Origin of the sequence: Nocardioides abyssi (assembly GCF_030412915.1) — a bacterium.
In the GTDB taxonomy this organism is placed as follows: Bacteria; Actinomycetota; Actinomycetes; order Propionibacteriales; family Nocardioidaceae; genus Nocardioides; species Nocardioides abyssi.
In genome coordinates this window covers 1-13,022 of record NZ_JAUHJR010000011.1, presented here as the reverse complement: position 1 = coordinate 13,022, position 13,022 = coordinate 1, and the positions used below count along the sequence as shown (strand labels likewise).

The window sequence follows — 13,022 nt, the reverse complement described above, 5'->3', positions numbered from 1 at the left end:
CCTGCCACCAGCCCCACCGCAACGGCCGGTTGAGGAGTTGCGCCAGCAAGCGTCTCGAAACCGCCACCAGCCTTATCCGCTGGTTGAGGAGGTTGCGCTAGCAACCGTCTCGAAACCCCGCAAGCCAAGGCAGGGCCAGACCCACCACCGGCCAGCCCCAACCACCACCAGAAGCAACGAACCCGAAGGAAGTAACAACATGTGCGGTGCCACCGAAGGCGGTCTCCCGCTCGACGGCGTGAACGTCGCGAAGGAAGCCATCGTCCAGGGTCAGGTCCTGCGGTCGGGCGAGCCGGTCGGCAACGCCTACGTCCGCCTCCTCGACCGGTCCGGTGAGTTCACCGCGGAGGTCCCGACCTCGGCCAGCGGCCACTTCCGCTTCTTCGCCGGCGACGGCGAGTGGACCCTGCGAACCCTGGCCCCGAAGGCCAACCCGGTCGACAAGAAGGTCGTCGCCGCCGTCGGCTCCGTCGCCGAGGTCGTTGTCGCGATCTGAGGCGGCCGGGCTGGGTCGCCCCCGTCCACGGGTTCGCCGGAATGCCACCGGCGGAGCCGATCGCTCTTAGACTCTTTACCTGTGTGTGGAATCGTCGGGTACGTCGGGGACAAGCAGGCCCAGGACGTCGTCATCAACGGCCTGCGGCGGCTGGAGTACCGGGGCTACGACTCGGCCGGCATCGCCCTGGTCGCCGAGGGCCGCCTCGAGCACGACAAGCGTGCCGGCAGGCTGGCGAACCTGGAGAAGGCGATCGCCCAGCACCCGCTGCCTCAGGCGACGACGGGGATCGGGCATACCCGGTGGGCGACGCACGGCGCGCCGAACGACCTGAACGCCCACCCGCACCTGGGCTCGAGCCAGCGGGTGGCGCTGGTGCACAACGGGATCATCGAGAACTTTGCCGGGATCCGTGACGAGCTCGAGCGGGCGCACCACGTCCTGGCGTCCGAGACCGACACCGAGGTGGCGGCGCACCTGCTGGAGCTCCAGGTGGAGTCCGGGGTGGACCTGACCACCGCGATGCAGCGGGTCTGCCAGCGGCTGCAGGGTGCATTCACGCTGGTGGCGGTCGACGCGCAGGACCCGTCGCGGGTCGTCGCGGCGCGTCGCAACTCGCCGCTGGTGGTGGGTCTGGGCGAGGGGGAGAACTTCCTGGGCTCGGACGTGGCGGCGTTCATCGAGCACACCCGTGAGGCGCTGGAGCTGGGCCAGGACCAGGTCGTGACGATCACCCGGGAGGGTGTCGAGGTCACGACCTTCGACGGGGCTCCGGCCGAGGGCACGCGCTACCACGTGGACTGGGACCTGTCGGCGGCGGAGAAGGACGGCCACGACTGGTTCATGCGCAAGGAGATCTTCGAGCAGCCCCGCGCGGTCGCGGACTCGCTGCTGGGCCGCCACGCGCGCAACGGGCTGCTGCAGCTCGACGAGATGCGCTTGTCGGACCAGGAGCTGCGCGACATCGACAAGATCATCATCATCGCGTGCGGCACCTCCTTCTATGCGGGGATGGTGGCGAAGTACGCCATCGAGCACTGGACCCGCGTGCCGGTCGAGGTCGAGCTGGCCAGCGAGTTCCGCTACCGCGACCCGATCCTCGACTACTCCACGCTGGTCGTCGCCATCTCGCAGTCGGGGGAGACCGCCGACACCCTGCAGGCGATCCGGCACGCGCGGCTGCAGCGCTCGAAGGTGCTGGCGATCTGCAACACCAACGGCTCGACGATCCCGCGGGAGTCGGACGCGGTGATCTACACCCACGCCGGCCCGGAGATCGGCGTGGCGTCGACCAAGGGGTTCCTGACCCAGCTGGTGGCCTGCTACCTGCTGGCGCTCTACCTGGCGCAGGTCAAGGGCACCCGCTACGGCGACGAGATCAGCGAGATCATGCACCAGTTGGAGGCGGTGCCGGACCAGATCGCGTCGGTGCTGTCCCGCTCCGACGAGGTCTACGAGCTGGCGCGCTCCCACGTGGGCACCCGGTCGGTGCTGTTCCTGGGCCGGCACGCGGGTTACCCGGTGGCGCTGGAGGGGGCGTTGAAGCTCAAGGAGCTGGCCTACATCCACGCCGAGGGGTTCGCGGCCGGTGAGCTCAAGCACGGCCCGATCGCGCTGGTCGAGGAGGGGCTGCCGGTGCTGTGCGTCGTGCCGCCCCGGGGCCGGGACCAGCTGCACGAGAAGATGATCTCGGGCATCCAGGAGGTCCGCGCGCGTGGTGCGCGGACGATCTGCCTGGCCGAGGAGGGTGACACCTCGATCGAGCCGTACGCCGACCACCTCATCCGCCTGCCGAAGGTGCCGGTGCTGCTCCAGCCGCTGGTCGCGGTCGTGCCGCTGCAGCTGTTCGCGTGCGAGCTGGCCACCGCGATGGGCCACGACGTCGACCAGCCCCGCAACCTCGCCAAGTCCGTCACCGTCGAGTGACGCGCGTTCGAACGGATTGATGATGGCTTTCGACATCTTGTTGTCGCCTCCCGATGTGGGCGAGCTGGAGCAGGAGTACGTCCTTCGTGCGATGAAGTCGGGGTGGGTCGCGCCAGCCGGTCCCGACCTGACCGCCTTCGAGGAGGAGGTGGCTGAGCGTGTTCGAGTGCGTCACGCGGTCGGGCTGGCGTCCGGAACCGCCGCGCTCCACCTGGCGCTCGTCTCGTGGGGCGTCGGCCCGGGGGATGTCGTCCCCGTCTCAACGTTCACCTTTGCGGCCACCGTGAACGCCATCCGGTACGTCGGCGCAGAACCCTACTTCGTCGACTGCGACGAGGAGACCGGGAACATGAATCCGGCGCTTCTCGAACAGGCGGTTGCGGAGCTGCGCAAGGCGGGCCGCTCGGTGCCCGCGATCGTCCCGGTCGACATGTTGGGCAAGTGCGTCGACTACGACGCCATCGGCGAGATCGCCCAAGCTGCCGGAGCCCGGTTGCTCTGCGACGCCGCTGAGTCCTTCGGTGCTACCTATCGCGGTCGTGCGGCTGGCTCGTTCGGCGACGCGTCCGTCGTGTCGTTCAACGGCAACAAGATCATGACGACCTCGGGTGGCGGGATGCTGCTCACGAACGACGAGGCGCTTGCCGCTCACGCGCGGAAGCTGTCGACGCAGGCGCGGGAGCCCGTACCCCACTACGAGCACACCGAGATCGGTTACAACTACCGGCTCTCGAACATCCTCGCAGCGCTGGGCCGCGCCCAGCTGGTTCGCCTCGACGAGATGATCAAGCGCCGCCGGGAGTGGCGCGAACGCTACCGGGGGCTGCTCTCCGGACAGACGGGCGTGCGCATCCTCGGCGTGGCCGGCGACGCCGAGGACAACTGCTGGCTGACCGCCATCGTGGTCGACCCCGAGCAGTCGTCGTGGACCTCCGCCCAGTTGAGCGAGGCCATGAACAGCGCGGGCATCGAGACCCGTCCTGTGTGGAAGCCCATGCACCTCCAACCGGTGTCGGCCGGCCTGGCCGGCACCCTCGACGGTTCTTCCGAGCGCATCTTCGAGCGAGGATTGACCCTGCCGGCGGGCTCGGTGCTCACCGAGGAGCAGTTCGCCCGGGTCGAGGACGTGTTTCGACGGGTCACGGCCTCATGAAGCGGTACGACCCGATCAAGCGGGGCATCGACCTCGTCGTCGGTGGGGTGGCCCTCGTGCTGTCGCTTCCTCTGCAGGCGATCGTGGCAGTCCTCGTCCGGCGCAGGCTCGGGTCGCCCGTTCTCTTCCGCCAGCCGCGTCCCGGGCAGGGCGAGCGCGTCTTCGAGCTCGTCAAGTTCCGCACGATGCTCGACCCAGATGATACGACGGGGCTGGTGTCCGACGCTGACCGGATGACCGGCCTCGGTGCGTTTCTCCGGTCGACGAGTCTGGACGAGCTGCCAACGTTGTACAACGTGGTCAAGGGCGACATGAGTCTCGTCGGACCTCGTCCTCTGCTGGTCCGGTACCTCGACCGTTACAGCCCCGAGCAGCGCCGACGCCACGAGGTGCGTCCCGGGGTCACCGGACTCGCCCAAGTGAGTGGACGCAATGCCCTCACGTGGGACCAGAAGTTCGCCAGGGACCTTGAGTACGTCGACTCGCGGTCCCTGCTGCTGGATCTCAGCATCCTCGTCAAGACCGTTACCAGAGTGATCCGTCGCGACGGGATCTCTGCGGAAGGGGAAGTCACCATGAGCGAGTTCGTCGGAGGCGATCATGGCTGAGCCGATCGTCGTCATAGGTGCGGGCGGCTTCGGGCGAGAAGTCCTGGACGTGATCAGCGCAATCAATGAGGCCTCGCCGGAAGCGATCTGGGAAGTGCTTGGCGTGGTCGACGATTCTCCGACCCCTGCGAACCTCGCCCGACTTGAGAAGCGGGGTGTCACCTACCTGGGTGGAACGGAGGTACCTCTTGGTTGGCAGGAGCCATCGTCCTACGTCGTGGGCATCGGAAGCCCCAGCGTTCGGAGGGTCCTCGCCGAGAGGTACGACGCCTCCTCGTTCCAGGCGGCAGTGTTGGTGCATCCGACGGCGACGCACGGGTACGACGTCAGCATCGACCATGGGACGGTCGTCTGCGCGGGAGTTCGGCTGACGACGAACATTGCCCTCGGCCGTCACGTGCATCTGAACCTCAACGGCACTGTCGGACACGACACGACACTCGGCGACTTCGTCAGCGTCAACCCCCTGGCCTCGGTATCCGGAGACTGCGTTCTCGAGGACGACGTCCTGATCGGGGTAGGGGGCGTCGTACTTAATGGGGTCACGGTGGGCAAGGGGGCCACGGTGGGCGGAAGTGCCTGCGTCGTGAGGGATGTCCCGCCGGGTGTTGTCGTCAAGGGCGTTCCGGCCCGGTGACTGCTCGGGTGACGCTCGTCTGTCAGTGGTATCCGCCTGAACCTGCCGGGGTGCCCGAGTCCATCGTGCATGGGCTGAAAGGCCAGGGCCTCGAGATGGACGTCCTGACCGGGGTGCCCAACTACCCGTCGGGCCGGGTTGCCGACGGGTACTCCGCGAAGAGGGCCTCCGTCGAAGACCGCCAGGGGGTCCGTGTCCGCCGAACGCCGCTGTTCCCCAGTCACAACTCGAGCCCGATGAAGCGCATGGCGAATTACTTATCGTGGGCTGTGAGTAGCACCTTGTGGGGCCAAGGCGCGCTGCGCCGCAGCGACGCCGCGCTCGTGTATTCGTCGCCGGCTACAGCCGCGCTGCCGGCCATGGTCAGCCGCGTTCTGTGGCGCAAGCCCTACGTGCTTCTGTTGCAGGATGTGTGGCCGGACTCCATCTTCGCCTCCGGGTTTCTCGGCGGGAGGTCGTCACGCGCGGTCTTCAAACTTGTTGATGGCTTCGTGCGTCGCACCTACGCCATGGCTGACCACATCGCTGTCATCTCGCCCGGTATGGTCGATCTCCTGGTGGATCGCGGAGTCTCGCGTAACAAGGTCACGGTGGTCTACAACTGGCTGCCCGAGAGTGAACCAGTCGAAGTGGTGGGACGAGAGCCGATACGGGAAGAGCTCGGTTTGCCCGGCGGTACCCGCCTCTTCCTATACGCCGGAAACCACGGACGTGCGCAGGCCCTCGAGGGGCTCATCGATGCGTTCACCGACCCTGCGACCGCTCCGGCGCACCTGGTGCTCCTCGGCGATGGGGTGTCGAAGCCCGACCTGGTCCGCAGGAGTGCTGACAGTTCCCGTATCCACTTCCTTGATCCGGTCCCGTACCCCGAGGCCATACGGATCGGAGCGGAGGCCGACGTCCATGTCGTGGCGCTGGCCGACGAGCCACTGTTCGCGGTGACGATGCCGAGCAAGCTGCAGTCAGCCCTGGCATCCGGGTCACCAGCGCTCGTGGTAGCGCCCGGCGACAGCGCGGACATCGTGACGAAGCACGGCGCCGGGTTTGCGGCGCGTCCGGGTGACGCTGCGTCGATCGCATCCGCGGTCAACGAGTTCAATGCTTTGGACCACACATCGTTGTCCGCCATGGGCGCTCGAGGCCGCGAGGCGTACGAGCGCCTGATGGCTCGCGACATCGGGGCAGGACGCCTGGCAGAACTCCTGCGACGAGCGGCAACGCGCCGCCGTACGAAGGGCGCTGACGCTGTCACGTCCACTGACACTGAGAAGGAGAAGCCGTGAGCAACGACGGACCGGTCCTGGTCACCGGAGGCACGGGGTCGTTCGGCTCCACGATGGTCCGGCGGCTGCTCGCCTCCGGCGTGGACGAGGTACGGATCCTGAGTCGCGACGAGGCCAAGCAGGACAACATGCGGCGCGAGTTGGGCGACGGGCGCGTGAAGTTTCACGTGGGAGACGTCCGCGATCCACGCAGCGTGGAAGACGCGGTCCAGGGGGTTCGCCACATCTTCCACGCCGCGGCGCTCAAGCAAGTGCCGAGCTGCGAGTTCTTCCCGCAGCAGGCTGTGCTCACCAACGTCACCGGCAGCGACAACGTCATCCGCGCCGCCGAACGCGCGGGGGTCGAGTCCGTCGTATGCCTGAGCACCGACAAGGCGGTCTACCCCATCAACGCGATGGGCATCTCGAAGGCCATGATGGAGAAGGTTGCCCAGGCGCACGCGAGGAACCGGGGGATGTCCGGTCCCACGGTGTGCATCACGCGCTACGGCAACGTGATGTACAGCCGGGGATCGGTGATCCCGGTCTTCGTCCAGCAGTTAAAGGAGGGCAAGCCCCTCACGATCACCGACCCGACGATGACCCGGTTTCTGATGTCTCTCGACGAGTCGGTCGACCTGGTGCAGTACGCCTTCGACCACGCGGAGCCCGGTGACCTGTTCGTGTACAAGGCGCCAGCCTCCACTGTCGAGGATCTAGCACGCGCTGTCGCCTCGCTCTTTGGGGTGGACGACCCGGAGATCAGGGTGATCGGGACGCGTCACGGCGAGAAGCTCTACGAGTCCTTGTTGAGCCGCGAAGAACTGCAGCGAGCAGAGGACCAGGGCGCCTACTACCGGGTGCCTCTCGACGCTCGGTCTCTCGAGTACGAGTTGTTCTTCGAGGAGGGTGAGTCAGAGGTTGTGGACCACGACTACACCTCGCACAACACCGAACGGCTTGACGTCGAGGGCGTCAAGCGTCTGCTCTTGACGCTTCCGGCTATCCAACGCGAGTTGAAGGATGCCGGCCGCAGCGCCGAGCCGACCCCGTGAGCTACCGACGTCTGGCCATCACCGGGGGATACGGCTTCCTCGGCTGGCACACCGCGTGCCGTCTGCGGGCACTGCAACTGGGGGAGCCCGTACGACTGGGGCGAAAGGACTTCACGGACTCCGTTCGCTTGGCTGAGGCGCTGGGTGGCGTCGACGCCGTGATCCACATCGCCGGTGTCAATCGCGCGGAGTCCGATGAGGCCGTCGAGCAAGGCAACATCGACCTGGCTACGACGCTGGCTGCGGCTCTCAGAAATGTCGGAAAGCCGGTCGACGTGGTCTTCGCCAACTCGATCCAGGCCCAGCTCGACAACCCGTACGGTCGCGGCAAGGCCGCGGCCGCTAGGGTCGTGAAGGAGGCGACGCAAGAGCTCGGGGGCCACTTCGCGGACCTGCTGCTGCCGAACCTTTTCGGTGAGCACGGCCGCCCAGGTTACAACTCCTTCGTCGCGACCTTCGCTCACGAGGTTGCTGCGGGGCGCACGCCCGCAGTCACCGGTGACCGCGAGATCGAGCTGTTGCACGCCCAGGACGCCGCGGGTGCGCTCATCGGCGCGCTGGGCCGTGACGTCTCGGAGGTCGTCCCCGGCGAAGCCATCGGCATCGGCGAGGTGCTTCGCTTCTTCCTCGAGACGCATGAGGTGTACGCGACCCGTGGCGAGGTGCCCGACATCTCGACGCCGATGCGCCGCAACCTCTTCAATACCTACCGCGCTGCGGCCTTCCCCGACATGTGGCCGTTGTCGCCGCAGGTGCACGGCGACAACCGTGGAGATCTGTACGAGACGGTCCGCTCCCACGGCGGCACCGGGATGGCGTTCATGTCGACGACGCTGCCGGGCCAGAAGCGCGGCGAGCACTACCACCTCCACAAGGTCGAGCGCTTCTTCGTCGTGAAGGGCGAAGCGCAGATCGAGTTGCGTCGCTTGCTGCACGACGAGGTGGTGACCTTCCGTCTGAGCGGCAACAAACCGTCGTTCGTCGACATGCCTGCCCTGTGGGTCCACAACATCCGCAACGTGGGAGACACCGAGTTGATCACCATGTTTTGGGCTGACCAGTTGCTGGACATGGACAACCCCGACCAGTTCCCCGAGACGATCGCGCAGGAGACAACCGCATGAAGGTCATGACCGTGGTGGGCACCCGCCCCGAGATCATCCGACTCGCCGCCGTGATCAAGCGGCTCGACTCCACCCCGGGCATCCAGCACGTCCTTGTCCACACCGGCCAGAACTACGACTACTCCCTCAACCAGGTCTTCTTCGACGACCTGGGTCTGCGCGGCCCCGATCACTACATGGGCGTGGACACCTCCAGCCTGGGTGCGGTCCTGGGCGGCGTGCTCATCGGCACCGAAAAGGTGCTGCTTGAGGAGAAGCCCGACGCGATGCTCGTGCTCGGTGACACCAACTCCTGCGTGGCCACGGTGATGGGCAAGCGGATGCGGATCCCGACCTACCACATGGAGGCCGGCAACCGCTGCTTCGACGAGAACGTCCCGGAGGAGACCAACCGTCGCCTCGTCGACCACGTCGCCGACTTCAACCTGGCCTACACCGAGCACGCCCGCCGCAACCTGCTTGCCGAGGGCCTACATCCGCGTCGGATACTGGTGACGGGCTCCCCGATGCGTGAGGTACTCGAGGCGTTCCGTCCTCAGATCGACGCTTCAGACGCCCTGGGCCGTTTGGGACTGACGTCGCGTGAGTACTTCCTTGTCAGCGCTCATCGGGAGGAAAACGTGGACAATCCCGAACGACTCCATCAGCTGCTCGACTGCCTCGTGTCGGTACGTGACAAGTGGGGCAAGCGTGTCGTCGTTTCCACCCACCCGCGCACCCGGAAGCGCCTTGACGCACTCGGCGTCAAACGCGACCTGAGCGGCATCGAATTTTCGGACCCGTTCGGGTTCCATGACTACAACAAACTTCAGATTGAAGCCGCGTGCGTGTTGTCGGACTCTGGCACAATCTCCGAGGAATCGTCCATACTGAACTTTCCCGCCGTGACTCTGCGGGACGCTATTGAGCGTCCAGAGGCGGTAGACAGTGGAGCAATCATAATGGTTGGGCTGAGCAGACAGGATGCCATACGCGGTGTCGCTATTGCCATGGCGCAGGGGGGGGCGCGAACCTCGTGCCCCGCTGGCTATGAAGTAGTGGACACTAGTAGTCGCGTAGTTAGGTTCATTGTGTCGACAGCGTCTCGGCATAGCCAATGGTCTGGGCTTCGATGAAAGCCGAACTCAAGTCTGTCTCGGTTGTGATCGCGACTCACAGCAGAATCGAACCCCTTGCGGATCTCCTAGATGACCTCCGCAGCCAGGACTACCCAGCCGGTTTGATCGAGGTGGTCGTGGTCGATTCTCCTCAGGGTGAGGACTGTAGTGAAGTTGTGGCCAGCGCTCGCACCAAGGGTCTCAATGTCACTCGACTTCTGACCGACAACAATCTTGCCTGCAAGAGGAATTGTGGCGCGCGAGCCAGTCGTGGACAAATTCTCGTTTTCCTCGACGATGACCTGCGGATAGGTATCCGCTTCCTTGCGGCACATGTTTCTCACCAGATCGAGCTCGGCGGCGCGGTGGTTTCCAGTTCGATTCGGTTTCCGGAGGAGTGGGTGCGGGAGTCGAACTTCTACAGATTCCGAGATGCGCAGCATCGTTTGACTGCTGGCCCAGAGGATCGTTCTCTGCCAAATCCGCCACACCGAGTCGTTGCGATGAGTTTCTCGATCCCTCGCACCGCGTTTGCTTCGCTTGGCGGCTTCGACACTGGCTTTCGTCGCTATGGTGGCGAGGATATTGATTTTGGCATGCGCTGCGCGAGCGCCGGTTATGAACTCGTCACTTCAATGGAGGCAAAGTCAGAGCATCGAGAAAGTAGCGCTACCATGCGGCGTTATATCGCGAAGATTGAGCTCGCGAGCCAGTCGTCAGCACCCCGGCTTGTAGGAAAGCACCCTGAGTTGCGGCAACTTATGACCTTTCAGTTGTCGGTGCCCGGCAGCCAGGCCCGGCTGAAGGTGCGCCTCGCCAGGAAGTTTTTTCGTTTCGCAAACGGTCTCCGAATCGCTGGCTTGGTCGCGCGCTTGTTAGATGCCGTTGACAAGAATCCGAGACTCTACGCAAACAGTGCGTATCGTTTCGTCAATGCAGTAGCTCTCGCTGCCAGTCCAAGAGAATTCTGCCAGGACGATAACTTCATGTCGAGCGGGACGCAATGAGAGCTGTACTCGGTCCTACAGTGGCCTTCCGGGTAGCGTTTCTGGCGGTCAATCTGCACATGCTGCGAAACGCTCTCCCAATTGTCTACCTGCCGCTGTACGGACTCGTCTTTTTTCTCGTGCTTGTCGATACGGCTCGGGACGACACGCCTGTGGCGCGGCGCGCCTTAGTAGTTTTTGGTGGATGGGTAGCGGTCTGCGCACTTGGCGCTATAGTTACATTCTTCAACGTTGGCCTAACGCCGGCGGTGACAGGCTTCAGTCGACTAATCTTCGCGCTTCCAGTCCTGCTCGCGTTTGCCGCTTATTGTCCGAGCCCCGAGACTGCGGTCCGAGCAGTGAAGTTCATGGTCGGATTCTTCGTCATCGCAGCTGCAACCATGCCTATGCAGCTAATTCTGGGGCCGGTCTCGTGGTTCGCGGCTGAAGGCGAGCGCGCGGGATTTATCCGGTTTGGGTCGCTACTTGGTTCACTCACTGCTTTCGGCATTGTCGCCGGGTGTTACCTCATACTTTCCGCGCTTTACAATTCACCATCGCGAGAAATCGTAGTTCTGGCGATCGTCGCGATCGCCTTTATCTCACTGTCAAAGGCCGCTCTCGCGAACGTAGCTATCGGTATTGCGGCGTTAGTTTGGATCAACCGCGAGCGATTTCCTTCTGTTGTCATCAAGATGACCATGACTGGGGCGGCACTGGTGGGGGCGCTCTCATTGAGTTCACCCTTGTCGGAGCGACTTCTAGCGCTTGGGTCTAGTTTCGGATTCGATAATCAACCGTCCGTGCGGAACTATGATCAGTCCGTCACGGAATCGGCGTGGGCGCGCCTGACTGATCTACCGTTAGCAAATTTCGAGGCCCTCGCGCACTTTCGCGAACCCTTGGTGTATGTCGTGGGTGGTGGCTTCGGCATGGGCGACACGGCTCTTGTCTCGGCCGATTACTCCTCTGCTCCCATGGCGCACAATCAGTTCGTCGAGGTCCTCACGGTATTTGGGGCGTTACCGACCGTTCTGATTTTCGCCTCGGGGATCGCCCTAATTGGGGCGCTTCGTGGCGCATCCAAAGAACTGCGCGGCACACACCGGGTCGCGCATAAGCTAGTTCGAGTTAGTTGCGCTGCAGTTCTTTTACTGTTGCTCAATTCGTTCTTCGCCAATGGAACGCTCTATCAGCCCGCAGCCGCGAGCATCTTGTTTCTAGCGGTGTATGTCGCCTTGGGGTGGCGGCAGTTAGTCGCCGCATCGGGACGAGATGCGGTGTCTGTGTAATGGCACTTCTTCTCGGATCCGCGGATCTGGCTGGGGAATACACTTCGCAGTGACTAGTCTACTTCGAAACGTAGGTATGCTGGTGTGCCTGCAGGGCGTGAATTATCTCGCGCCGTTGATAATCACGCCATATTTGATTGCAGTCTGCGGTATCGAGGTGTACGGCGATGTCGCTTATTGCCTCGGCGTTTACGTGTTTATCACGGTTGTCGCGGATGCTGGTTTGCTGGTCCGTGGTACGCATCAAGTAAGTGAAGCGACGGGCGCTAGAAGGCGAAGAGTAGCGTCGGCAATCTACGGTGCGCGGTTTTGGTCCGGATGTACTGGGTCAGTGCTACTCGTGCTGATAGCTATGTCGATGGAGGGCGGTGACCGTCGTTCGATTATGCTCTGCTTAGCACCTGCAGTCTTGGCGCAGTGCATGCAGCCGGTGTGGTATTTCCGGGGAATAGAACGGCCCAGCGACTTCCTCCTGATCTTCTCTTTCGGGCGCACGGCATTCGTTGCCCTAGTGCTGATCTTCGTGAAAGATTCGGAAAGTCCGGAGTTGGTGGGTCTGTTCCAGAGCTGTACGTTGTCATTTTCGGCCGTTCTTGGTGCTGTGATCATGCGCCGCAGGTCCGACCTCGGTGGTTTCTTGGATCCAAGGGGCGCGATCAAGGTTCTCTGGCAAGCGCGGGGTTTCGGAGGCGCGAACTTGGGTTATGCCTTCCTCTCTTCTGCCGGGTTGATGGTCCTCGGGAACCTTGCGCCAAGCGCCGTTGTAGGCGCGTACAGTCTCGTTGATCAACTGTCCAAGGCCGCGCGGGGGTTGCGTGATGCAGTGGCAGATGCAGTCTTGCCTTGGGCTGCGCGGACCGCCCGGGGGGATGTCGTCACTATCTTTGCGATAGTCGCAGCAATGGTGTTTGCGGCCTTGGCGGCGAGCGTTCCATGGCTTGGGTCTGCGCTTATAGAGATTTTCGGTTCGGGCCAAGTTTCCGGTGGAGAGCCGACTCTCATGCTTTTCATACTCGCGCTAGCCCTTGTGCCAGATTCCCTGTCGGCGTTTCTCGGTTATCCCTGGTTTGCTGCTCGGGGCGCGATCGAGCGGGTGAACCGGTGCGTGATCCTAACGGCGCTACTCTACGGAGCGCTGCTCAGTGGGGCCGCTTGGATGTGGCCAGGGAGCGGCGCTGCGACAACCAGCATGTATCTGGTCGCGGTGGTGTCTCTGGCTTTCGCATTGCTTTTTTCGCGAAGTCGTCTCGAAAACACGTCCAGGTTGAAGTGCCCCCGGTAGCCCGGACACCTTGAGTGAGGCGACGATGGTCGTCCGAGAGGAGTGCGTATGCCGGCACCGAAGAGTCCTGAGTTCCGTCGTCGAGCCGTGGAGCTGGCCCGGCT

12 protein-coding genes are annotated in these 13,022 nt (G+C 63.9%); all 12 read left to right on the top strand.

Annotated elements, in window-relative coordinates; translation table 11 throughout:
- The first annotated feature begins 199 nt into the window (after nucleotides 1-199).
- The 12 genes from QWY29_RS18200 to QWY29_RS18145 all read left to right on the top strand — a co-directional run bounded on the left by QWY29_RS18200 (nucleotide 200) and on the right by QWY29_RS18145 (nucleotide 12,918).
- On the top strand, nucleotides 200-496 hold the full coding sequence (locus QWY29_RS18200) for a DUF1416 domain-containing protein (protein ID WP_300962591.1): 297 nt from the start codon (nucleotides 200-202) through the stop codon (nucleotides 494-496).
- Between the two features lie 81 nt (nucleotides 497-577).
- Nucleotides 578-2,422: a glutamine--fructose-6-phosphate transaminase (isomerizing) gene (gene glmS, locus QWY29_RS18195; RefSeq protein WP_300962590.1), complete on the top strand. Its 1,845-nt coding sequence runs from the start codon at nucleotides 578-580 to the stop codon at nucleotides 2,420-2,422.
- A gap of 22 nt (nucleotides 2,423-2,444) precedes the next feature.
- A complete protein-coding gene (locus tag QWY29_RS18190) occupies nucleotides 2,445-3,575 on the top strand; it encodes a DegT/DnrJ/EryC1/StrS family aminotransferase (protein ID WP_300962589.1) in 1,131 nt (376 codons plus the stop codon).
- On the top strand, nucleotides 3,572-4,183 hold the full coding sequence (locus tag QWY29_RS18185; RefSeq protein ID WP_300962587.1) for a sugar transferase: 612 nt from the start codon (nucleotides 3,572-3,574) through the stop codon (nucleotides 4,181-4,183). Before QWY29_RS18190 ends, QWY29_RS18185 begins: the two co-directional genes overlap by 4 nt.
- Nucleotides 4,176-4,820, top strand: coding sequence for a NeuD/PglB/VioB family sugar acetyltransferase (locus QWY29_RS18180; RefSeq protein WP_300962586.1), 645 nt, complete (start codon nucleotides 4,176-4,178; stop codon nucleotides 4,818-4,820). The genes QWY29_RS18185 and QWY29_RS18180 overlap by 8 nt, the downstream gene beginning before the upstream one ends.
- 50 nt (nucleotides 4,821-4,870) lie before the next feature.
- On the top strand, nucleotides 4,871-6,103 hold the full coding sequence (locus tag QWY29_RS18175; protein WP_300962585.1) for a glycosyltransferase family 4 protein: 1,233 nt from the start codon (nucleotides 4,871-4,873) through the stop codon (nucleotides 6,101-6,103).
- Nucleotides 6,100-7,137: an SDR family NAD(P)-dependent oxidoreductase gene (locus QWY29_RS18170; RefSeq protein ID WP_300962584.1), complete on the top strand. Its 1,038-nt coding sequence runs from the start codon at nucleotides 6,100-6,102 to the stop codon at nucleotides 7,135-7,137. The genes QWY29_RS18175 and QWY29_RS18170 overlap by 4 nt, the downstream gene beginning before the upstream one ends.
- On the top strand, nucleotides 7,134-8,261 hold the full coding sequence (locus QWY29_RS18165; protein ID WP_300962583.1) for a polysaccharide biosynthesis C-terminal domain-containing protein: 1,128 nt from the start codon (nucleotides 7,134-7,136) through the stop codon (nucleotides 8,259-8,261). The genes QWY29_RS18170 and QWY29_RS18165 overlap by 4 nt, the downstream gene beginning before the upstream one ends.
- Entirely contained in the window at nucleotides 8,258-9,376 is a 1,119-nt protein-coding gene (gene wecB, locus QWY29_RS18160; RefSeq protein WP_300962581.1) for a non-hydrolyzing UDP-N-acetylglucosamine 2-epimerase, read from the top strand. Before QWY29_RS18165 ends, wecB begins: the two co-directional genes overlap by 4 nt.
- Nucleotides 9,373-10,365, top strand: coding sequence for a glycosyltransferase family 2 protein (locus QWY29_RS18155; protein ID WP_300962580.1), 993 nt, complete (start codon nucleotides 9,373-9,375; stop codon nucleotides 10,363-10,365). Before wecB ends, QWY29_RS18155 begins: the two co-directional genes overlap by 4 nt.
- A gap of 20 nt (nucleotides 10,366-10,385) precedes the next feature.
- The gene (locus tag QWY29_RS18150; protein ID WP_300962579.1) at nucleotides 10,386-11,636 is read left to right on the top strand and encodes a hypothetical protein; all 1,251 of its coding nucleotides are present in this window, start codon (nucleotides 10,386-10,388) and stop codon (nucleotides 11,634-11,636) included.
- Nucleotides 11,620-12,918: an oligosaccharide flippase family protein gene (locus QWY29_RS18145; RefSeq protein WP_300962578.1), complete on the top strand. Its 1,299-nt coding sequence runs from the start codon at nucleotides 11,620-11,622 to the stop codon at nucleotides 12,916-12,918. Before QWY29_RS18150 ends, QWY29_RS18145 begins: the two co-directional genes overlap by 17 nt.
- Nucleotides 12,919-13,022: the final 104 nt, after the last annotated feature.